Origin of the sequence: Brevibacterium album DSM 18261, assembly GCF_000426445.1 — a bacterium.
GTDB classification, from domain to species: domain Bacteria; phylum Actinomycetota; class Actinomycetes; order Actinomycetales; family Brevibacteriaceae; genus Brevibacterium; species Brevibacterium album.
In genome coordinates this window covers 384,621-404,936 of sequence record NZ_AUFJ01000009.1, presented here as the reverse complement: position 1 = coordinate 404,936, position 20,316 = coordinate 384,621, and the positions used below count along the sequence as shown (strand labels likewise).

Annotated in this window: 17 protein-coding genes; 7 read left to right on the top strand and 10 right to left on the bottom strand. The window is 71.2% G+C overall.

The genetic code is table 11. The annotated features are described in order from the left end of the window. Positions 1–35: 35 nt before the first annotated feature. Positions 36–779 carry a 2-C-methyl-D-erythritol 4-phosphate cytidylyltransferase gene (gene ispD, locus K318_RS0101890; protein WP_029088221.1) on the top strand — a complete coding sequence of 248 codons (744 nt, stop codon included), beginning with the start codon at positions 36–38 and terminating at the stop codon, positions 777–779. 23 nt (positions 780–802) lie between these two features. Next, positions 803–1,360: a 2-C-methyl-D-erythritol 2,4-cyclodiphosphate synthase gene (gene ispF / locus K318_RS0101885; protein ID WP_084499650.1), complete on the top strand. Its 558-nt coding sequence runs from the start codon at positions 803–805 to the stop codon at positions 1,358–1,360. 142 nt (positions 1,361–1,502) lie between these two features. Here ispF and K318_RS0101880 read toward each other — a convergent pair whose 3' ends face one another. The 5 genes from K318_RS0101880 to K318_RS18650 form a co-directional block, all read right to left on the bottom strand. After that, entirely contained in the window at positions 1,503–2,864 is a 1,362-nt protein-coding gene (locus tag K318_RS0101880; RefSeq protein ID WP_029088219.1) for an amino acid permease, read from the bottom strand. 146 nt (positions 2,865–3,010) lie between these two features. Beyond that, positions 3,011–3,685: an MBL fold metallo-hydrolase gene (locus K318_RS0101875; protein ID WP_029088218.1), complete on the bottom strand. Its 675-nt coding sequence runs from the start codon at positions 3,683–3,685 to the stop codon at positions 3,011–3,013. Then, positions 3,685–4,779 (bottom strand): S-(hydroxymethyl)mycothiol dehydrogenase, encoded by a 1,095-nt coding sequence (locus K318_RS0101870; RefSeq protein ID WP_029088217.1) that lies wholly within the window; start codon positions 4,777–4,779, stop codon positions 3,685–3,687. The genes K318_RS0101875 and K318_RS0101870 overlap by 1 nt, the downstream gene beginning before the upstream one ends. Before the next feature lie 351 nt (positions 4,780–5,130). Beyond that, entirely contained in the window at positions 5,131–5,250 is a 120-nt protein-coding gene (locus K318_RS24135) for a methionine/alanine import family NSS transporter small subunit (protein ID WP_084499500.1), read from the bottom strand. Next, complete coding sequence (locus tag K318_RS18650) at positions 5,247–6,833, bottom strand: sodium-dependent transporter (protein ID WP_035280168.1); 1,587 nt, start codon at positions 6,831–6,833, stop codon at positions 5,247–5,249. The genes K318_RS24135 and K318_RS18650 overlap by 4 nt, the downstream gene beginning before the upstream one ends. 256 nt (positions 6,834–7,089) lie before the next feature. On the opposite strand from K318_RS18650, the gene cysS reads away from it, so the two are divergent. Together cysS and rlmB are read left to right on the top strand one after the other, a co-directional pair. After that, positions 7,090–8,712, top strand: coding sequence for a cysteine--tRNA ligase (cysS, locus tag K318_RS0101855; protein WP_029088216.1), 1,623 nt, complete (start codon positions 7,090–7,092; stop codon positions 8,710–8,712). Between the two features lie 68 nt (positions 8,713–8,780). Further along, positions 8,781–9,755, top strand: a complete 975-nt coding sequence (gene rlmB, locus K318_RS0101850) for a 23S rRNA (guanosine(2251)-2'-O)-methyltransferase RlmB (RefSeq protein WP_029088215.1) — start codon at positions 8,781–8,783, stop codon at positions 9,753–9,755. A 261-nt stretch (positions 9,756–10,016) separates the two neighbouring features. Here rlmB and K318_RS23315 read toward each other — a convergent pair whose 3' ends face one another. The 3 genes from K318_RS23315 to K318_RS0101835 all read right to left on the bottom strand — a co-directional run bounded on the left by K318_RS23315 (position 10,017) and on the right by K318_RS0101835 (position 13,310). Continuing rightward, a complete protein-coding gene (locus K318_RS23315; RefSeq protein WP_051297331.1) occupies positions 10,017–10,658 on the bottom strand; it encodes a DUF4190 domain-containing protein in 642 nt (213 codons plus the stop codon). A gap of 194 nt (positions 10,659–10,852) precedes the next feature. Continuing rightward, positions 10,853–12,223 (bottom strand): CitMHS family transporter, encoded by a 1,371-nt coding sequence (locus K318_RS0101840; RefSeq protein ID WP_035280165.1) that lies wholly within the window; start codon positions 12,221–12,223, stop codon positions 10,853–10,855. A 241-nt stretch (positions 12,224–12,464) separates the two neighbouring features. After that, a complete protein-coding gene (locus K318_RS0101835; RefSeq protein WP_051297330.1) occupies positions 12,465–13,310 on the bottom strand; it encodes an SDR family NAD(P)-dependent oxidoreductase in 846 nt (281 codons plus the stop codon). Between the two features lie 162 nt (positions 13,311–13,472). Between K318_RS0101835 and K318_RS0101825 the strand changes: the two genes are divergently transcribed. Beyond that, a complete protein-coding gene (locus K318_RS0101825; protein WP_029088212.1) occupies positions 13,473–14,459 on the top strand; it encodes a substrate-binding domain-containing protein in 987 nt (328 codons plus the stop codon). Between the two features lie 76 nt (positions 14,460–14,535). After that, positions 14,536–15,564 carry a LacI family DNA-binding transcriptional regulator gene (locus K318_RS0101820; protein ID WP_029088211.1) on the top strand — a complete coding sequence of 343 codons (1,029 nt, stop codon included), beginning with the start codon at positions 14,536–14,538 and terminating at the stop codon, positions 15,562–15,564. Between the two features lie 46 nt (positions 15,565–15,610). Here K318_RS0101820 and otsB read toward each other — a convergent pair whose 3' ends face one another. Together otsB and K318_RS18640 are read right to left on the bottom strand one after the other, a co-directional pair. Further along, complete coding sequence (gene otsB, locus K318_RS0101815) at positions 15,611–16,423, bottom strand: trehalose-phosphatase (RefSeq protein WP_029088210.1); 813 nt, start codon at positions 16,421–16,423, stop codon at positions 15,611–15,613. A 5-nt stretch (positions 16,424–16,428) separates the two neighbouring features. Beyond that, positions 16,429–18,222: an alpha,alpha-trehalose-phosphate synthase (UDP-forming) gene (locus K318_RS18640; protein ID WP_084499648.1), complete on the bottom strand. Its 1,794-nt coding sequence runs from the start codon at positions 18,220–18,222 to the stop codon at positions 16,429–16,431. A 51-nt stretch (positions 18,223–18,273) separates the two neighbouring features. Here K318_RS18640 and K318_RS0101805 point away from each other — a divergent pair, with 51 nt between their 5' ends. Next, positions 18,274–20,214, top strand: coding sequence for a serine/threonine-protein kinase (locus K318_RS0101805; protein ID WP_029088209.1), 1,941 nt, complete (start codon positions 18,274–18,276; stop codon positions 20,212–20,214). Positions 20,215–20,316 lie beyond the last annotated feature (102 nt).

Genomic DNA, 20,316 nt, shown 5'->3' with positions numbered 1-20,316 from the left:
AGCCTCCGCTCGCGTCCGCGCCTAGGATCGATGCCATGCGCACTGCCCTCATCATCCCCGCTGCTGGCTCCGGCACCCGGTTGGGCGCGGAGGCGCCCAAGGCCTTCGTCTCCCTCGCAGGCCGCCCCCTGCTCTGGCACGCGGTGCGGGGTGCGGTCCTCTCCGGAGCCGTGGACGCCGTCGTCATCGCCGCACCGGCTGCACTGACGGCCGAGGCCGAGCGCATCGCCGCCGAGGCGCTGCCGCCCTGGCCGGGAGCCGTGCGGGTGGTGGCGGGAGGGGCTGACCGCAGCGCCTCGGTCGCGGCGGCGCTGGAGGTCGCGGATGCCGCCGAGTACGTGCTCGTGCACGATGCGGCCCGCTGCCTCACGCCCGCGGCCGTCTTCCGCCGGGTGGTGGAGGCGCTGTCCGCCGGCGCTGAGTCCGTGGTCCCGGTCCTCCCCGTCGCGGACACGATCAAGCGAGCGGAGACCGGGACCGGCACGGCTGCCGACGGGCAGGAGGCCCTGGTGGGAGACCTCGACAGGGCCGCGCTGCGCAGAGTGCAGACGCCGCAGGGCTTCCGTCGCGAGGTCCTCGTCCGTGCGCATGCGCTCCAGCGCGACGATCCCGATCCCGGGGCCACCGACGACGCGGCGCTGACCGAGCGGCTGGGCGTGCCCACCGTCCCTGTGCCCGGTGACGAGGCCGCGCTGAAGATCACCCACCCCTTCGACCTCACGATCGCCCGACTGCACCTCAGCGCCCAGCCGCATCCCACAGGAGAGGACTCCGCATGACCGCTTCCGGGAACACTGCGCCGATGCCCGACCCCACGCGCGCCGAGGCCGAGCAGTCCTCAGGCGGCCCGGCCGCAGAAGCACCGGTCCGGGAGCCTTCGGCCCTCCTGCCCCGCGTCGGCACCGGCGTGGACGTCCACGCGTTCTCCGCGGATCCGGAGCGCCCCATGTGGATGGCGGGCCTCCTGTGGGAGGGGCAGGGCGGTCTCGAGGGCCATTCGGACTCCGATGTCGTCGCCCATGCCTGCTGTGATGCGCTGTTCGCGGCGGCGGGGATCGGCGACCTGGGCGCGCATTTCGGGACGGACAGGCCGGAGCTGGCCGGCGCCTCGGGCGCGGAGCTGCTGCGGGAGGCGGCGCGGCTGGTGCGGGAGGCGGGCTTCCGGATCGGCAACGTCTCCGTGCAGGCGGTCTGCGTCCGGCCCAAGATCGGAACGCGGCGCCAGGAAGCGCAGCGCGTGCTGAGCGACGCGGTGGGCGCGCCGGTCTCCGTCTCCGGCACCACCACCGACGGCCTGGGCCTCACCGGCCGGGCGGAGGGCGCGGCGGCGATCGCGACGGCACTCGTGGTGCCCGGCTGAGCCCTCGTCGAGCCCACCCCCCCCGGGGCTCCGGGCCGGCGTGCGCGAAGACTCAGGACGTCGCGGCAATTGCGGCGCCGTGCTGAGTCTTCGCGCACTCCATGCGGAGCCTCCGCGCGCCTGCACGTCAGCTCGTGCGTGCTCAGCCCACCCGCGCGTTCCTCCTGGTCACGAGCAGTCCCGTGAGCCACAGCGCCGCCGTCACCGCGAACGTGCCGAGCAGCTGTGAGCGCACCTCCGGCACCGTCATGCCCAGGGCGATGATCCCCAGCACCCCGGCGAGCGTGGCCCAGGAGAGGACGGGGAAGCCCCACATGCGCAGCGGCAGGGTCTCTCCCGCGGCTTCGGCCCGGCGGCGGAGGACGATATGGGAGATGATCGCGGAGGCCCATGTGATGATGAGGGTGGCGCCCGTGATGTTGAGCAGCGCGCCCAGCGCCGATTCCGCCCAGAAGTAGTTGAGTGCCACCGCGGCGAACCCGAAGGCCGAGGAGGCGAGCACGCCGGCCCTCGGCACCCCGCTCCGGCTCAGCGTCGCGAGCCGGCGCGGGGCCATGCCCTCCCGTGCCAGGGAGTAGAACATGCGGGAGGAGCCGTACACGTTCGCATTGAGGGAGCTCAGCAGTGCTGCGACGATCACGAGGCCCAGCACCGCGCTCAGTGCCGGCAGCCCCGCGCGGTCGAGGACCGCGACGAACGGGCTGGAGAGCAGCTGCGGATCGTCCCACGGCAGGGCCAGCACCATGATCGCCACGGAGCCCATGTAGAAGAGCAGGATGCGCCAGATGATGGTGCGCGTGGCGCGTCCGATCGACTTCTGCGGCTCCGCGGTCTCCGCCGCGGCGACGGCGACGATCTCGATGCCCCCGAACGAGAACGCGACGATGAGCAGGCCCGCGGCGATGCCCGAGATGCCGGTGGGCGCGAAGGAGGAGCCCGTGACGACGCCGAACCCCGGGCTGTCCGCCGGTGTGAGCCCCAGCAGGAACAGCACACCGACCACGAGGAAGAGCACGACGAAGGCGACCTTGAGGAACGCGAACCAGAACTCGAACTCGCCGAAGTTCCGCACACCCCACAGATTGATCCACGTGAACAGCAGCATGAACGCCGCGGCATAGGCCCACTGGGGGAAGAGCGGCACCAGTCCGGCCATGATCTGGGCGGCCGCCGTGGACTCCGCCGCGATCACGAGACACAGCGTCGCCCACCAGAGCCAGCCCACCGTGAAGGCGGCGGTGGGGCCCAGCGCCTTGCCCGCGTAGTAGGCGAAGGCCCCGGGCGCGGGATCCGCCGCCACCATCTCTCCCAGCATCCGCATCACCGCGATGACGATGAGCCCGGCGAGGGCGTAGGAGACGAGGACCGCAGGCCCGGCGGCGGCCACGCCCGCACCGGAGCCCACGAACAGGCCCGCCCCGATCGCCGAGCCCAGGCTCATCATCACGAGGTGGCGGGGCTTCATCCCGGCGCGGAGGCCGGTCTCGGGGTTCTGCTCACTCACAGGGGCACTCTAGGACATGCGCGAGCGCGCTCCGCCGCCGAGGCCGGGACCGCCCGGATCCGCCGCGACCCCTGGCCGTCCGCGTTCACCGCGCACGCGAAGCGCCCGGCCCCCATGCTGGGGACCGGGCGCAGCGGCTCACGTGCTCAGTGTCCGCGGTCGATCCACTCCTGCAGGTGCGGCTTCTCCGCGCCGATGCTCGTGGCGTCACCGTGACCGGTGAGGACCACGGTGGGCTCCGGCAGGGCGAAGAGCCGCTGCGAGATCGACTCGATGATGGTGTCGAAGCTCGAGTACGAGCGGCCCGTGGCTCCCGGACCGCCCTGGAAGAGGGTGTCGCCGGAGATCAGGACCGGTGCCTCGGCGGTGCCCTCGGCCGGCCGCACGGACTCCGGCAGTCCCACCGGCTCGCTCACGGAGAAGCACGTGGAGCCGGGGGAGTGGCCGGGGGTGTGGAGGGCGGTGAGCGCCACGCCCGCGATCCGGAACTCCTGTCCGTCCGCGATCTCCGCATCCGGTGCGGTGTCGTGGACCATGTCCCACAGCACGCGGTCCTCCGGGTTGAGGTGCACCGGCGGATCGCCCAGCGCTGCCTTGGCCTCGAGGGCGAAGCGGACGTGGTCATCGTGGCCGTGCGTGAGCAGGATCGCCTCGACCGTCCGGCTGCCCACCGCCTCGGCGATGGCCGCGGGGTCGTGCGCGGGGTCGATGACGACGACGGAGGAGTCATCGCCCACGATCCAGACGTTGTTGTCGACCTCCCAGGTGCCCCCGTCGAGCGAGAACGTGCCGGAGGTGATGAGCCGTTCGATGCGCGCCATCAGAGCACCACCACCGAACGCAGGACCTCGCCCCGGCCCATCTTCGCGAACGCCTCCTCGACGCCGTCGATGCCGATGCGCTCCGAGACGAAGCTCTCGAGCGGCAGACGGCCCTGCTCGCTGAGGTCCACGAGCATGGGGAAGTCGCGCTCCGGCAGGCAGTCGCCGTACCAGGAGGACTTGAGGCTGCCGCCGCGGCCGAACACGTCCAGCAGCGGGACGCTCAGCTCCATCTCCGGTGTGGGCACGCCCACGAGGACGACGGTGCCGGCGAGGTCACGCGAGTAGAAGGCCTGGCGCCAGGTCTCCGGGCGGCCGACGGCGTCCACGACCACGTCCGCTCCGAATCCGCCCGTGAGCTCCTGGACCGCGGCGACGACGCCGTCCTCGTCCAGCCCCGCGGAGTTGATGGTGTGGGTGGCGCCGCGCTCCCTCGCCCATTCCAGCTTGGTGTCGTCGCGGTCGATCGCGATGATCCGGCTCGCACCGGCCAGGCGGGCGCCCACGACCGAGCCCATGCCCACGCCGCCCACGCCGATCACGGCGATGGTCTGGCCGCGGGTGATGCCGCCGGTGTTGATCGCGGCGCCGATGCCGGCCATGACGCCGCAGCCCAGCAGGCCCACGACTGCCGGATCGGACTCCGGGACCTTGGTGCACTGCCCCTCGGCCACCAGCGTCTTCTCCGCGAAGGAGCCGATGCCGAGCGCGGGGGTGAGCTCAGTGCCGTCCTCGGCGAGAGTCATCTTCTGCGTGGCATTGTGGGTGGCGAAGCAGTACCAGGGCTCACCGCGCTTGCACGCACGGCACTCACCGCAGATCGCACGCCAGTTGAGGATGACGAAATCGCCCACCTCGACGTGGGTGACGCCCTCGCCCACCTGGGAGACGACGCCGGCGGACTCATGACCCAGCAGGAACGGGTAGTCGTCGCTGATGCCGCCCTCGCGGTAGTGGAAATCGGTATGGCAGACGCCGCAGGACTTCACGTCCACGACGACCTCGCCCGGTCCCGGATCCGGCACCACGATGTCCACGAGCTCGACCGGTGCACCCTTGGCACGGGAGATGACTCCCTTGACTGTTGCAGGCATAGTGTTCCTCTTCAGATGTTCTCTGTGTGCCGGCTCCCGGCCGCGTCGCCGTTCCGTGCCGCCGCGACGGTGCGGAACGGCAGTGCACTGGGGAGCCGCTGACGAAGGTAGGGGGTTATGGCGCCTCCCACTCTATCGGTGAGGACGGACGCGGCACACCGGGGTCCGCAGCGCGCCGCGCAAGGCCCCGCGCAGGGCATTGCAGAGGCCCGGGGCCGGTGATCGCGGAAGGATCACCGGCCCCGGGCCTCGGGTGTCGTTCGGACGGTCTCGCCCCGGTGAGACGAGACGGGGCCGCCTCGGCAGGAGGAGGCTCCGCCTCGGCCGCCGGCGGGACGAGCGCGGGCGGACTCAGCCGGCGTCGCCGCCGGTGGCGTCGGGATGCCTGCGCAGGTGGAGGATCGACCAGGTCAGACCTCCCCAGATGGTGCCCAGGGACACGATCATCATGACGACTGCGGCCGCGCTCATGCGTTCTCACCTCCAGTGCGCCTGGTTGCGGATTCCGGGGCGGCGGCCTCCTCGGCCTCGAACTCCGCCCGCGCCCGCTCGACCCGCTCCAGGCTCTTCCTGGGCCATGGGACGAGGCTGAGGAGGATGGAGAGGCACACGAGCACGGCGAGGAGTCCCCAGCCGAAGAGCACGAGGTGCCAGGTGGGATAGCCCTCGTAGCCCTCCTGCGCGAACACGACGACCTGCTGGACGAGCATGAAGCCCAGCACGACGGGCGTGATGACGCAGACGCAGATGATCCAGATCCGGCCCACCTTGAAGGAGGAGATGCTGTTGAGGTGGTCGCGCAGCCGGGGCAGCGCCCGCAGCAGCCAGCCCACCGCGATGATCGCGACGAGCGCGATGCCGACGATGCCCAGGTTGTTCGTGAACGCGTCGATGGTGTCGAGCACGCTCAGGCCGGTGGCCGTGGGCATGATGAGGATCGAGGCGACGGCCATGAGGCCGCCGACCACGATGGTGGAGGTCCGCTCGCTGATTCCGGTCTTGTCCGCGATCGCCGCGATGGGCACCTGGATGATCGAGACGAGCGAGGTGAGACCGGCGAAGATGAGGGACACGAAGAACAGCACGCCGAAGATCGCGCCGCCGGGCATCTCGCCGATGATGGTGGGGAAGGCGATGAAGGCCAGGCCGACGCCGTTGCTCACGACCTCGTCCACGCCCACACCGGCCACATGGGCCATGAAGCCCAGCGTGGCGAAGACGCCCACACCGGCCAGCATCTCGAAGCTCGAGTTCGCGAAGCCCACCACCATGCCGGAGCCGGTGAGATTGGTCTTCTTCTTCAGGTAGGACGCGTAGGTGAGCATGATGCCGAACATGATCGACAGGGAGAAGAAGATCTGCCCGTAGGCCGCGACCCACACGGTGGGGCTGGCCAGCGCGCCCCAGTCCGGGGTGAACAGCGCATCGAGCCCGGCCGCGGCACCGGGCAGGAACAGCGCGCGGACCACCATGATCGCGAAGATGACCGCCAGCAGGGGCACGAAGACCTTGGAGAACCGGGCGATGCCGTTCTGCACGCCGGCGATGAGGATGACCAGGCAGACCACCCACACGGCGACGAGCGGGATCATGACCGCGGGGACGAAGCTCCCGGAGAACCCGGCCTCCCCGCTCTGCTGGAGGTACTCCGCGATGAAGAAGCCCTCGGCGTCCTCGCCCCAGCTCTGCGTGAAGGAGAAGCCGGTGTAGGAGATCGCCCAGGCGACGATGACGGCGTAGTAGATGCCGATGCAGACGGCGATGCCGGTCTTGAACCAGCCGATGGGCTCGGCCGCCCGGTGCAGGGAGCGGTAGGCCAGCGGCGCCGAGGACCGGGCCCGGTGGCCGATCGCGTACACCATGAACAGCAGGGGGATGCCCGCCGTGAGGAGTGCGACGAGGTAGGGGATGATGAATGCGCCGCCGCCCGAGTCATAGGCCACATAGGGGAATCGCCATATGTTGCCCAGACCGATCGCAGAGCCGATCGCGGCCAGGATGAAGGCGGTGCGGCTGACGAACACCTGACGTTCAGGTGCCTTCACTGCCGACATGGGAAGGGGTCCTTTCGTTTCGCCTCGGTGCGCGGAATGGGTCATCCCGGCAGGAGAGGCTGAGTGAGCGCAACGGATTCTACGTCTCACATCACCGTGAGCTGTGAAGCGTATGAGGATCGTGTCAGAGGTCACCCGGCGATGCAATGCCGGGCGGCCGAGTCCGGCGCAGTCGTCGCCCGATTGTGATGAAGGCGCCCTGTGCCCGACCGCGTTCGCCCCCGGGGAGGTGCGCCCTCCCCGATAGACTGGGGCGGTGACCATTCGACTGCACAGCACCGCCGCCCGCGACCTCGTTCCCCTCACGCCCGTCACCGACGGTGAAGTGGGGATCTACGTCTGCGGTGCCACGGTGCAGGGGGCACCGCATATCGGGCACATGCGCTCCGCAGTCGTGTTCGACCAGCTGCGCCGCTGGCTGCTCTACCGGGGCCTGCGGGTGACCCTCGTCCGGAACGTCACGGACATCGACGACAAGATCCTCGCGAAGTCCGTGGAGGAGGGGCGGACGTGGTGGGCGCACGCCTACCGCTACGAGCAGGTCTTCACCTCGGCCTATGCCGCTCTCGGCGTCCTGCCGCCCACCTACGAGCCGCGGGCCACCGGCCACATCACGGAGATGGTCGAGCTCATCGGCCGGCTCATCGCCGCCGGGCACGCCTATGCCGCCGAGGACGGCTCTGGCGACGTGTACTTCGACGTCCGCTCGTGGCCGGACTACGGTGCGCTCACGCACCAGAGCGTCGACGACATGGCCGACGCCGCGGACGCCGATCCGCGCGGCAAGCGCGACGTCCGCGATTTCGCGCTGTGGAAGGGGCACAAGGAGACGGAGCCGGACACGGCGTCGTGGCCCTCGCCGTGGGGCCGGGGCCGGCCGGGCTGGCACATCGAGTGCTCGGCGATGTCGACGAAGTATCTGGGTGCGCAGTTCGACATCCACGGCGGCGGCCTCGACCTCCGCTTCCCGCACCACGAGAACGAGCTGGCGCAGTCCACGGCCGCCGGCGACGCCTTCGCGAACATCTGGATGCACTCCGGCCTGCTCAGCGTGGACGGGGACAAGATGTCGAAGTCGCTGGGCAACTCCGTGTTCGCGCACGATCTGCTGGAGCGCTTCCCCGCCGCCGTGCTGCGGCACTTCCTCTCCACCGCCCACTACCGCTCGGTCCTCGAGTTCTCACCCGAGCTCGTCGAACGGCAGCGGGCGGCCTACGAACGCGTGTCCGGATTCGTCGAGCGCGCGCGCGAGGCGCTGGTGCGCGCAGGTCTGGAGGTGCCGGTCCCGCAGGCCGCGGTCGGCTACGACGACCGCCTCGTCGACGTGCCCGAGGACTTCGCGATCGCGATGGACGAGGACCTCTCGATCCCGCGGGCGCTGGCCTCCGTCTTCGCCACGGTCCGCACCGGCACCAAGCTGCTCACGCAGCTGCGGCAGGCGGAGTCGGCGGTAGCCGGCACCTCGGGCGCGGCTGCCGCAGGCGGGGACGCCGAGGCGGCAGTCCTCAGCCGTGAGCTGTTCGCCTCCGCCGTGGGCGGGGAGGAGGGCACGGACCCGAGCGGGAGCGCGGACGTGCGCATCCTCGGCCTCCGGCTGGCGCATGCGCTCGCGCAGACCGAGCTCATGCTCGACATCCTCGGCACCAATCCCACCGATCCGGCCTGGGAGGGTGAGCGCGGCACCGCGCAGGCCTCGGCGGCAGAGGGAGGGCGCGGCGGCGAGGTCGTCTCCGCGCTCGTGGAGCTCCTCGCGAGCCGGCGCGCGCAGGCCAAGGCGGACAGGGACTACGAGACCGCGGACGCGATCCGTGCACAGCTGCGGGAGGCCGGCGTCCTCATCGAGGACACCCCGGACGGCTACCGCTACGATCTGGCCTGAGACAGGCCTCCACCGGCCGCGCGGGCACCATGCCGGCACCGGCCCACACGAGAGACTACGGAGACACCATGGCACCGGCATCACGCGGCGGAGCGATCCGCAAGGGCGGCAAGAAGGGCCCCACGAAGGGCTCCGGGGGCAAGGGGCGGCGCGCGCTCGAGGGCAAGGGCCCCACGCCCAAGGCCGAGGACCGCGTCTACCACAAGGCGTACAAGAGCCCCGAGGACAAGCGGCGCGAGCAGCAGCGTCAGCAGTCGAAGCGGCGGAAGAAGGAGGCGGGCGCGGACCTCGTCGCCGGCCGGAACTCCGTCGTCGAGGCGCTGCGCGAGGGCGTGCCCGCCACTGCGCTCTACGTGTCCCCGCGCGCGGACTCGGACGAGCGCGTGCGCGAGGCCATCGCGCTCGCCGCGGACCGGGGTGTGGCGATGCTCGAGGCCGGCAAGCAGGACCTCGACCGGCTCACGGACGGGGCGATCCACCAGGGCATCGCCCTCCAGGTGCCGCCGTACGAGTATGCGCACCCGGACGATCTGCTCCGGCTGGCCGCCGACCGGTACGAGACGCCGCTGCTCGTGGCCCTCGACGGCATCACGGACCCCCGCAACCTGGGCGCGATCGTGCGCTCCACGGCGGCGTTCGGCGGGCACGGCGTCATCGTCACCGAGCGTCGCGCGGCCGCGATGACGGCCGCGGCGTGGAAGACCTCCGCCGGTGCGGCCTCCCGCATCCCGGTGGCCCAGGTGGTGAACCTCGTCCGCAGCCTGCAGGAGCTGAAGAAGCAGGGCGTGTTCGTCCTCGGGCTCGACATGGACGGGGACGTGTCCCTGCCCGGCCTCGCGCTCGCGGATCAGCCCGTGTGCCTCGTGGTGGGCAGCGAGGGCAGGGGCCTCTCCCGCCTCGCGCGCGAGGTCTGCGACCAGGTGGTGTCGATCCCGATCGCGGCGACGACCGAATCGCTCAACGCCGGTGTGGCCGCCGCCGTGAGCCTCTACGAGATCGCACGCGCCCGAGGTGCCGGCCAGGAGGCCGCCGCGCAGGAGTGACTGCGCGGCAGTTGAGGCGTTCCCACCCCTTGTGCCGCTGGCCGACCGGATATGTACGGGCGGCCAGCGGCACAAAGGGTGGGAAGCGGGAGTGGGCGCGCGATCTCGCCTCGGGGCTCCGCGCTTTGGTGCTTCGCGCTCCACGCCCATTTTTCACGCAGACGCCCAGCTGTTCGCAGGAACAGCTGGGCGTCTGCGTGAAAAATGGGCGTTATGCCGCTTGGAAGCTGCCGCAAAAGGGGTGCGACGCCGGCGGGAGTGTCAGGAGATCACTTCGACCTCGAACAGGCCGAAGGCGGGAACTGTCGTGGATCCGCCGATCATCGTTGTGTAGCTGTAGCTCCCTTCCACTGTCACCCACAGTTTCACGACGTCGTCAGTGACGAGCGAGTCCATCGCTGGGCAGTCGCTCACTCGATCCCCTGCAAAGACGACTGCGTTCTCATCGTATTCGTAGAACTCGTTCTGCCGGGATTCCGCAACATTCACGCGCATCGTGCACTTCCCGGTCGCGGAGTCGAGCTGTGTGATCTGACCGTAGACCACGATGTGCTCGCCTGTGTGGTCGTCCGGCGCCTTCGCGATCTGAGCGAAGTCACGGTCTTCGACTTCGGCGAAATCGCTGCGCTCAAGGCCCTCCGTCTGCGAAGCGGGCGGTGGGGCCGAAGCGATAAGAGCCAGTATCAGCAGAAGAGACGTGACCGCGGATGTCAGGAGGGCCAGTGCCGAGAGCACCAGCCCAGTGACTGACATAGGCCGCAGGCGCCTACGTCGCATCGCGATGATCGCCAGGATGACGCCGACTGCGCCCAACACCAGACCGAGGAACGGAATCAGCCCGGTCAGAAATGCGGCGGCAGCGATGATGATCGCCGTGATCTGCAGGCCGGTGGGTTCTTGCACGGCCTGCTGTCCCTGGTTCCAGTAGGGCTGAGGGTGCGGAGCCTGCTGTCCGTATGGAAACTGCTGTGACAATTCATTCCTCCAAGATGACCACTGTGGGTGCGTACGCTCTCCCCACCCCTTGCACCGCTGGCCGCCCGGATATGTACGGGCGGCCAGCGGCACAAAGGGTGGGAAGCGGGAGTGGGCGACGCCTACACCTGGACGACGCCCATCAGGATCGCGATGATCAGCAGCACGATGCTGAAGGCCCACGTGATGAAGAAGGAGTACTTCAGGTGCTTGCCCATGTTCGCCTCGGCCAGGCCCAGGGCGAGCCACAGGGCCGGGGAGAACGGGCTGACGAAGGTGCCGATGATGTTGCCCAGCAGCAGCGCGAACGCGGTCGAGGTCGTGGCGACGCCGAACTGGCTCGCGGTCGCGTCGACCAGCGGCAGGACGGAGAAGTAGTAGGCGTCCGTCGAGGTCATGATGTCCAGCGGCACGCCCAGGAAGCCCACGATGATGTGGAGGTAGCTGCCCACGGCATCGGGGATGACTGCCAGGAGGGAGAGAGCGATGGACTCGAGCATGCCGGAGTCGCGCAGCACCCCCAGGAACACAGCGGCGGCGATGATGACCGCTGCCATCATGAGCGCATTGGGGGCGTAGACCTTCATGCGGTCCGTCTGGATCTTCGCGGTGCGGAAGTTCAGCGGCAGAGCGAGTGCGACGCCGATGAGGAAGGTGAGGGCCGGCGACAGCCAGCCGCCGAGCATGACCGTGAGCAGAGCGGCGGTCAGGAGCACGTTGGTCCAGTAGACGAGGCGTCCGCCGGCGATGTCGCGCTGCACCTCCTTGCGGGAGGCGAGCTGACGGGCGGTGAAGTCGTCCGCGATCTTCCGCACGTCGACGGGCCCGCTGCTCGCCGCGACTCCGGAGTGCACGGCGATCCGCCTCTTCTCGCGGATTCCCAGCACCACGGCGAGGCACAGGAGCAGGACCATCGCCGCGCCCTGCACGGGCAGGAGCTCGCGGTAGAGCTCGGCGGGGTCGATGCCCGTGGTGGTCGCTGTGCGGGCGAGCGGACCGCCCCACGGCACCATGTTGATGATCGAGGCGGACAGAGCCAGCAGCAGGAGGAGCAGGTAGCGGCTCATCCCCAGCGCGGTGTAGAGGGGAAGCAGCGCGGGGATCGTGAGCAGGAAGGTCGTGGCGCCGGCGCCGTCGAGGTGCGCGACCGCGCCGATGAGCACGGTGCCCACCGTCACGAGGACCACCCGGCCGCGCGTGGCGAGGATGAGCCCGCGGATCACGGGATCGAACAGGCCCGCATCGGAGAGGATCCCGAAGTAGATGATCGCGAAGATGAACATCACGACGACGCTCATGACCGAGGCCAGGCCGCCGTCGAACCACTCCTGGAGGTCGGTGAAGGTCGCACCCGTGGCGATCGCACCGAGGAGCGGGACCACCACCATCGCGACGACGGGCGAGACCTTGCCCCAGATGAGGAGGCCCACGGTCGCTGCGATGGACAGCAGGCCGATCGTGGTGAGCAGGGTGTCTGGTTCTGTGAGTTCCATGATGAGTGCGTTCCCGGGACGGAGGCAGGGCGCGGGCGGGAGGCCTGCGCCGGCCGTGCGCCCTCGCGAAGCCTATACAGCGCCCCGACGGATGTCGCTCCGATCCGTTATGACGTGACGGATCTCGCATCGGAGGCACAGGGGGGCCAGCCCCTCCTTCACCGGGTGAGCGGTTCCTGTCGGTATGCCACGCTCAGACCGACAGGAACCGCTCACTCGGCGGGATGCGGTGAAGGAGAGCTCAGACGCGCGGGGTGAAGCGCCCGTCCTGCGCCATCCACCCGCCGTCGACGAGCAGCGAGTGGCCGGTGACATAGGAAGAGGCGTCCGAGGCGAGGAACAGCACAGGGCCCGCGATCTCGTGCAGGGAGCCCCAGCGGCCCAGCGCGCCCTTCGTCGCGTAGGCGTTCCACCACTCCTCATCGGCCTTGATCTGCTCCGTGAGCGGCGTCTCGAAGGGGCCGGGCAGGATCGAGTTCACGCGGACGCCGGAGCCGCCCAGCTCGCTCGCGAGGGTCTTGGTCAGCTGGACCACGCCCGCCTTGGCCGCGGCGTAGATGCCCTGACCGGGCTCCACGACGAGGGCGCGGAAGCTCGCGAACGTGACGATCGAACCGCGCCCGCGCTCGGCCATGCGCGCGCCGAACGCCCGCATGAGCCGGTACGTGCCCTTGAGGTTGACGTCGATGACGCGGTCGAACTCCGCGTCCACGGTGTCCGTGAGCCGCTTGCGCACATTGAGGCCGGGCGTCATGACGAGCACCTGCGCCTCCGCGAAGCGCTCCGCGAGGGCGTCGACGGCCGCGGTCGAGGTGATGTCCAGCTCCACGGCCTCGGGCCCGTTCGCCTCGTGCGCGCCGTGCGTCCGAGCCGCGATGATCTCCGCGGTCTCCCGGGCGCCGGCGAGATCGAGGTCGGCGCAGACCACACGGGCGCCGGCATCGGCCAGCCCCACGGCGGTCGCGCGGCCCAGGCCGGAGGCGGAGCCGACCACGACGGCCGTCTGCCCGCCGAGGTCGAACAGTGCGGGGATGCGGGGGAGCCCGTCGTGGTGCTCCTGGGGGACGGGGTTCTGCGAAGCGGTCATGGGTGTCCTTCCTGCGGCACTGCCGGACGGGTCGCATCCTCATGATGCCCGACTCGCCCCTCGTGGGTGTGTCACCGCTCATGGTGGCGCACTCCGCGGGCACGTGCGCGGCGACGTCCGCATACCGGATCGAGGTGCCGCGGCCGCACTAGGATGGGGGCCATGGCGGTCACTGTCGGGGATGTCGCGCAGCGCGCGGGGACGTCCGCGACCACTGTCTCCCGCGTCATCAACGACCGCGGCCCGGTCGCTGCCGCCACGGCGGCGCGGGTGCGGCAGGCGATGGAGGAGCTCGGCTACTCGCGCTCGACCCTGCTGCCCGTCGCACACCATCCCCTCGTCGCCGTCGGGGTGCCGGTGCGGCCGGAGCACTGGCAGCTCGAGGTCATGGGCAGAGTCTCCGACGCCCTGCAGCAGATGGGCATGCTCACCTCCGCGCCGGCGCTCGGCGCCGATCTCAGCGAGCTGCGCGCCACGGTCCGCGCGGGTGCCTCCCTCGTCGTCACACCCACCTTCGCACCCCTGGACGTGCCGCTGCCCGTCGTCCGGTTCGCCGAGGCCACCGCCCGGCCCGAGGACCGCCCCGCGCACAGCGGCGAGAGGATCGCCGCGCGCATCGACCTCACCGGCGGGCTCTCGCTCGCGTTCGATCACCTGTCCAAGATGGGGCACAGGAGGATCGGCCTCATCTGCAATGACACGGGGATGCTGGCCGATCAGCTGCAGGACCGCTTCCTCAGCGAGCACCCGATGGCGGGCCTCTCCGAGCGCCTCCCGGAGTGGATCGCGCGGGTGCCCAAATCCGCCTCGGGGGGCACCGAGGCCGCGATCGCGCTCAAGGACCGCACGTGCACGGCCGCCATCGTGCAGTCGGGCCTGCAGCTGTACGGGGTCTTCCGCGGGATCGCCGCACGCGGGCTCGCAGTGCCGCGCGACCTCTCCGTCGTGGGGCTCGGGGATTCGCTCACGGTGCGCTTCATCCGCCCGCCTGCCACCGTTCTCGGCTTCGACACGGACGCGATGGCCGAGGCGCTCACAGCGGGGGCGCGCACCGCTCTGGGAGTGCCGGGGCCGGGACTGCCGTCCGTACCGCCCACCTTCCGCCCCATGCTCATCGCCCGGCGCTCGACCACGGCGGTGCAGCGATGAGCGCGGAGGCCTCATCGGCCGTGCACGCGGCACCGGCCTCGGCAGCCGCGGCGGGAAGGACAGCGGGGGTGCGCGCATGAGCCGGCCGACGCTCAAGCGGCTGGCGGAGCTCAGCGGTCTGTCCGAGTCCACCGTCTCGCGGGTGCTGCGCGGCAGGCAGGCGACCTCTCCTGCGGCACGAGAGGCGGTCGCGAACGTGCTGCGCAGCCTCGGTGTGGAGCCGCCCGCCGCCCCGGCGGGGAGCGGTCCGCGCCCCGAGCTCATCGCCGTGGTCTCGAATGCGCTGGTGGGGCCCGATGTCGATCCCTATGAGACGGTCGCGCTCGCCCTCAACCGGCGGATCTTCTCCCTCGGCCACATCGCGCTGCGGTCCACCGCCGGGCTGCCCGCGGCCGGTGCCGTCGACCTCCTGACGCCGCTGTTGGAGCGCGGAGCGGCCGGGGTGATAGTGCTCGGCGGTGCGCATGCGGGACGGGAGGCGGTGCGGTTCGCGAGCGCCGGACTGCCGGTGGTCCGCATATCGAATGCGCGGCATGCGGGGCTGCCGCAGTTCGTCCTCGACGCCTCCAGCGGCATCGCGACCGCCGTGCGGCACCTCGTGCACATGGGGCACCGCCGGATCGGCTTCGCGGTGGCGAAGAACTCGGCGGCGGACGAGCGGATCAGCGCCTTCCGCCGTGAGATCGCCCAGACGCTCCACGTGCAGGCCACGCGCGCCGAGGCGCCGGTCGCTCTGGCCGGGTCGGGCCTACTGGCAGGTGCCCAGGCCGCGGAGGAGCTCCTCGAGCGCGGCTGCACCGCGGCGATCAGCTCCACCCCCGCGCTGACGATGGGCTTCCTCGAGGCAACCGAGCGGGCGCGGCTGCGGATGCCGGAGGACTTCTCCCTGCTGACGGTGGGCGACATCCCGGACGCCGATGTGCTCGATCCGCCCATGTCGCAGGTGACCTACGACTGGACGAGCCTGGCCGAGTCCGCGGTGGCCGAGCTCCTGCGGATCGCGGGGGAGAAGGCCGCGGGACGGGATCCCGGCGAGCCCGCGAAGTTCGCCGTGGTGCCGGACCTCGTGCTCCGCGCCTCGGTCAGGCCCGTCCAGCGGCGGTGAGGACGGCGGCACGGGCGTCCGCGTGCTCGGATGTCCACCGTCCTGCTCAGTGCAGGGCTGCCGCGCGCTCGACGGCGAGGCGGCCCAGCAGCTCCGCGACGGCCTCGGGGTCCGCGATCCGCAAGGGGGCGAGTGTGTCCGCCTCTCCCACCTTGACCGCCACCGAGTCCGCCGTGCTGCGCTGCAGGCGCGCGAAGGCGTCCTCATCGGTGACGTCGTCGCCGATGAACAGCACGGCCTCGGCGCCGGTGGCCGCGATCATGCGCTCGAGCCCGTCCCCCTTCGTCTCCATCCGCACCGCGAACTCGGTCATGTCGTGCCCGGCGAAGCTGCGCAGGCGGGGCATCGCCTCCGCGAGCTCCCGCAGCCGCGCGGTGAGGTGAGCGGCGCGTGCGGCGGGCAGTCCGCGCGTGTGCGCCGTGCGGCCCAGCGGCTTGCGCTCGATCCGCAGCGGCCCGCCCGGTCCGCCCTGGTCCTCCGCCGCGATCCTCTCGAGTGCCGCATCGAGCGCGGCGAGGGCCCCGCGCTCCTCCTCCGTCAGCGGTGCGAAGAAGGCCGTCGCCGAGGACGCCTCCAGCGCGGAGAAGTCCGTCTCCAGTCCGTGCGAGCCGATGAAGAGGGTGGGCTCCGGCGCCCGGGAGAGCGTGCGGAGCACCGCGAGGTCACGGCCGGAGATGAAGCCCACCGGGGTGAGGGGCAGCGCGCTGAGCGCGCGCACCGCCTCGGCGGAGGCCGGCAGCGGGGCCGAGGTCGCGGGATCGTCCTGCAGCGGCGCGATCACACCGTCGAAGTCGAGCGCGATGAGCGTCGTGCGCGCCTGCGTGAGGGGCGAGAGGTCGATCGCGCCCGGTGTGCGCATGACGGTCATCGGGCGGTGCCCTGCCCGGAGGCGCCTTGCCCGGAGGCACTCTGTCCGGTGCCGCCCTGTCCGGGGGAGACCGGATCGCGTCCGCCCGAGGAGCCCGGGGCGGCGAAGGACGCCACCGCAGCAGCGCTCGCCTCGGTGCCCCCAGCCGCCTCGGCGACACCGGCGACCCCGGCCGCCTCGGCGTTCTGGGCCGCCTGGCGGACCTCGGCCGCCTCACGGTCGAGCCGGGCCTCGGCGGTCTCACCGGCCTCGCGGTCGAGCCGCGCCTCGCGTCCGGTGCGGGTCTCGCGGTCCTCGTCGGCCTCCCAGGCCTCGGTCTCGGATTCCCAGCCGGCTGCGCGGCGGTCCTCGGCCAGGGAGTCGAGGGTGCCCAGGAAGTTCGCCGACCATGTGCGGACATCGTCCGAGCGCAGGCGCTTGCGCATCTGCTTCATGCGCCGGGTCTTCTCCGCCGCCGGCATCCGCACGGCGGCGAGGATCTTGGCCTTGAGCCCCGTGATGTCGTACGGATTGACCGTCACGGCCTGGGTGAGCTGCTCCGCGGCACCTGTGAACTCGCTCAGCACGAGCACGCCGTCATCGTGCGTCCGGCATGCCACGTACTCCTTCGCCACGAGGTTCATGCCGTCCCGGAGGGCCGTCACGAGCATGACGTCGGCGGCGAGGTAGTAGGCGGCCATCTCGTCTCGCGGGTAGGAATGGTGGAAGTAGTGCACCGCCTGGTGGTCCAGGGTCGAGTGCTCGCCGTTGATCCGGCCCACCGCCTGCTCCACGTCGTGGCGGATCTTCACGTACTGGTCGATCCGCTCGCGGCTGGGCGTGGCGATCTGCACGAGCGTGGCCTCGCCCGGACGGATCGCACCGTCGTTGAGCAGTTCCCCGAAGGCCTTGATGCGGTGCCGGATGCCCTTCGTGTAGTCGAGCCGGTCCACGCCCAGGAGCAGCACCTCGGGATCGCCGAGCTCCCTGCGGATCTCAGCGGCCCGGGCGATGATGCGCTCGCTGCGGGCGAGCTCGTCCAGGGAGGTGGCGTCGATGGAGATGGGGAAGGCGCGCGCGTGCGCGGTGTGCGAATGCGCGCCGGTGTCGTCCTGGACCGCGATCGCGGTGTCCCGGGTGGGCCTGCCGAGGCCGATCCGCACGGCGCGCCGGAAGTTCGCGGCATCGGCCGGACGCTGGAAGCCGATGAGGTCCGCGCCCAGCATGCCGCGCACGATCTGCGAACGCCACGGCAGCTGGGCGAAGATCTCCCACGCGGGGAACGGGATGTGGTTGAAGAAGCCGATGGCGAGATCCGGGCGCAGCTCCCGCAGCATCTGCGGAACCAGCTGCAGCTGGTAGTCGTGCACCCAGACGGTCGCATCGCGCTCCGCGATCTCCGCCGCCTGCCGCGCGAAGCGCTCGTTCACCCGCACATAGGCCTCCCACCAGGTGCGGTGGTACTCCGGGTGCACGATCACATCGTGGTAGAGCGGCCACAGGGTCGCGTTCGAGAAGCCCTCGTAGTAGCGCTCGAGCTCCTTCGCGCTCAGGGGCACGGGCACGAGGTGCATGCCGTCGAGGTCGAAGGGGGCGAACTCCGCATCCGCGGCTCCGGCCCAGCCCACCCAGGCGCCCCTGCGCTGCTGCATGACGGGGGCGACGCCGGTGACGAGCCCGCCGGGCGACGTCCTCCAGGCGGGCGGGTCCTGCGTGTCGTCGCGGTCGACCGGCAGCCTGTTCGCAATGACGACGAAGTCGAACAGGGCGCCGGGGGCGCCCGCGGCGGTGGTGGTCTCGGTGGAAGTCATCATCTCCGCCTCTCTGAGAAGTCCTCAGGTCTCTCCCCTAAGCTTAGACGCGTGGAAGCGGAGGAACTCGGCGGATATCGCCTCATCGAGCAGCTCGGATCGGGCGGCATGGGTGTGGTGTATCTGGGCGTCGACGGGGAGGGCTCCCCGGTGGCGGTCAAGGTCCTCCATCCCCATATCTCCGGTGACGAGACCGCGCGCAAGCGCCTGGCCCGCGAGGTCCGCACCCTGCGGCGCATCCACCATCCCCGCATCGCGGAGGTCCTCGACGCGGAACTCGACTCCGACCGTCCCTTCATCGTCACCGAGTTCGTCGACGGCACCACCCTGTCCGCGGACGTCCGGGACAACGGGCCGTTCGCGGAGGACGAGCTCGTCCACTTCGGCCACGCCCTCCTCGACGCCCTGAGCGCGGTCCACCGCGCCGGCGTCGTCCACCGCGACCTCAAGCCGGCGAACGTGATGATCATGGACGGCGAGCCGATGGTCATCGACTTCGGCATCGCCCAGGTCGCGGACGAGGTGAAGGTCACCGCCACCGGCCTCGTCATGGGCACGCCCGGCTACCTCAGCCCGGAGATCGCGGACGGCAAGGCCTCGAGCGAGAAGACGGACTGGTGGGGCTGGGCGGCGACGATGGTGTTCGCCGCCACAGGCCGCAACCCCTATGGCTCCGGCCCGCTCGAGGCGGTGCTGGGCCGCGTCGCGATGGGCAAGGTCGATCTCGAGGACGTGCCCGCGCGCTTCGTCCCGCTGCTGCGCGCGTGTCTCGAGCCCAAGCCGGAGAGACGTCCCTCCGGGGCCATGATCCTCCAGGCGCTCGTGGACATCGAGTCCGGCCGCGTCCCCGAGCTGGGCGGGAGCGCCCGCACCCAGATCCCGCAGCCCGGCCAGGCGGCCGGGTTCGCCGGCGGTGCACTGGCCGGCGGTGCACTGGCCGGCGGTGCACTGGCGGGGGGCGCCTCGGCGGGGATGTCCGGCGCGGCGCACGCCGGCGGGCAGATGGGCCAGCCGCGGCCCACCCACGGCGCCCACGGCTCCGATCTGCCCGGCAGGACGTTCGGCCCCTCGGGCCAGGCGGCTGGTCCGCAGGGCACGCAGGTCTACGCGCCTGCGGTGCAGCAGGCCCCTGCGGGATATGCGCATGCCGTGCCCGCCCCGCAGGTGGGATCGCCTCATGCCGCCGCGCGGATGCGCCCCGCGCATCCCGGTGCGATGCAGTCCGGTGCGATGTTGTCCGGTCCGAGTGCGCAAGGGGCCTATGGCTCTCCGCCCCCGTCGGGCTCCGGGGAGCGGCCCTACGGTGCGCTCACGCTCGATCAGCGGGACGGTGAGCGGCAGGCGACTGCGCCGGTGGGCTACGACCCCGGCTATCCGCAGCCGTATGCGTCCCCGGAGCGGCGGGGCGGCGGCACATGGCTGCTGCTCGGCCTCAACGTGCTCGGGATCGCGCTGGCCGCACTGGGCCCCTTCGTCGTCCTCGCGCTCGCGGGGGTGTGGCAGATCCTCGCACGCACGGCCGGCCGGCTGTTCCTCGCGCACCGGCGGCGGCTGGCGGAGTACGGACCGCAGGCGGCCTCGGGCTGGAGCTCGGCGGCGAAGGCCCCGGGCGCGGCGATCGCGTCCGTGTTCACGACCGTCTTCTCCTCACTCCTGCCGCTCATCGCCGCGGGTGCGGCCGCAGTCCTCATGCGCTTGGACGTGCTGGGGATCGTGCCTGCGGGCAGGAGCTCGGACTGGAGCATCTGGGCGGCGGCAGCCGTGTTCGGTCTGGTCCTCTGGCTGGGACCGGGATCCGCGAACCTGCGGCGGGGCTCCCGGGCGCTGGTGGCACCGGCGGTGCGGACGACGGCGCGGGAGTGGATCTGGGCGGGAGTGCTCCTGCTCCTGTCCGTCGTGGCGCTGAGCACTGTGCTCGGCGGGGCGGCGACCCTGTGGTGGCCGATCCAGGGCAGCCCCTTCGAGTTCCTGCCGGAGCCGGGGATGCGCTGATGTCCGCGCGCACAGAGACAGCACATATCGCTGTGGGAGCAGCGGAGGTGCGCACGGGCGCGGACGATGAGACGATGTCCCGGAACTGACGATTGAAACATC

Excerpts from the sequence above, each read along its gene's own strand:
- K318_RS0101825 (WP_029088212.1), top strand. The coding sequence starts at position 13,473 with ATGGCGGTCACTGTCGGGGATGTCGCGCAGCGCGCGGGGACGTCCGCG.
- K318_RS0101875 (WP_029088218.1), bottom strand. The coding sequence starts at position 3,685 with ATGGCGCGCATCGAACGGCTCATCACCTCCGGCACGTTCTCGCTCGAC.
- K318_RS24135 (WP_084499500.1), bottom strand. The coding sequence starts at position 5,250 with ATGAGCGCGGCCGCAGTCGTCATGATGATCGTGTCCCTGGGCACCATC.
- K318_RS0101840 (WP_035280165.1), bottom strand. The coding sequence starts at position 12,223 with ATGGAACTCACAGAACCAGACACCCTGCTCACCACGATCGGCCTGCTG.
- otsB (WP_029088210.1), bottom strand. The coding sequence starts at position 16,423 with ATGCGCACACCGGGCGCGATCGACCTCTCGCCCCTCACGCAGGCGCGC.
- K318_RS18640 (WP_084499648.1), bottom strand. The coding sequence starts at position 18,222 with ATGACTTCCACCGAGACCACCACCGCCGCGGGCGCCCCCGGCGCCCTG.
- ispD (WP_029088221.1), top strand. The coding sequence starts at position 36 with ATGCGCACTGCCCTCATCATCCCCGCTGCTGGCTCCGGCACCCGGTTG.
- K318_RS18650 (WP_035280168.1), bottom strand. The coding sequence starts at position 6,833 with ATGTCGGCAGTGAAGGCACCTGAACGTCAGGTGTTCGTCAGCCGCACC.
- K318_RS0101870 (WP_029088217.1), bottom strand. The coding sequence starts at position 4,779 with ATGCCTGCAACAGTCAAGGGAGTCATCTCCCGTGCCAAGGGTGCACCG.
- ispF (WP_084499650.1), top strand. The coding sequence starts at position 803 with ATGCCCGACCCCACGCGCGCCGAGGCCGAGCAGTCCTCAGGCGGCCCG.
- K318_RS0101835 (WP_051297330.1), bottom strand. The coding sequence starts at position 13,310 with ATGACCGCTTCGCAGAACCCCGTCCCCCAGGAGCACCACGACGGGCTC.
- rlmB (WP_029088215.1), top strand. The coding sequence starts at position 8,781 with ATGGCACCGGCATCACGCGGCGGAGCGATCCGCAAGGGCGGCAAGAAG.
- K318_RS0101820 (WP_029088211.1), top strand. The coding sequence starts at position 14,536 with ATGAGCCGGCCGACGCTCAAGCGGCTGGCGGAGCTCAGCGGTCTGTCC.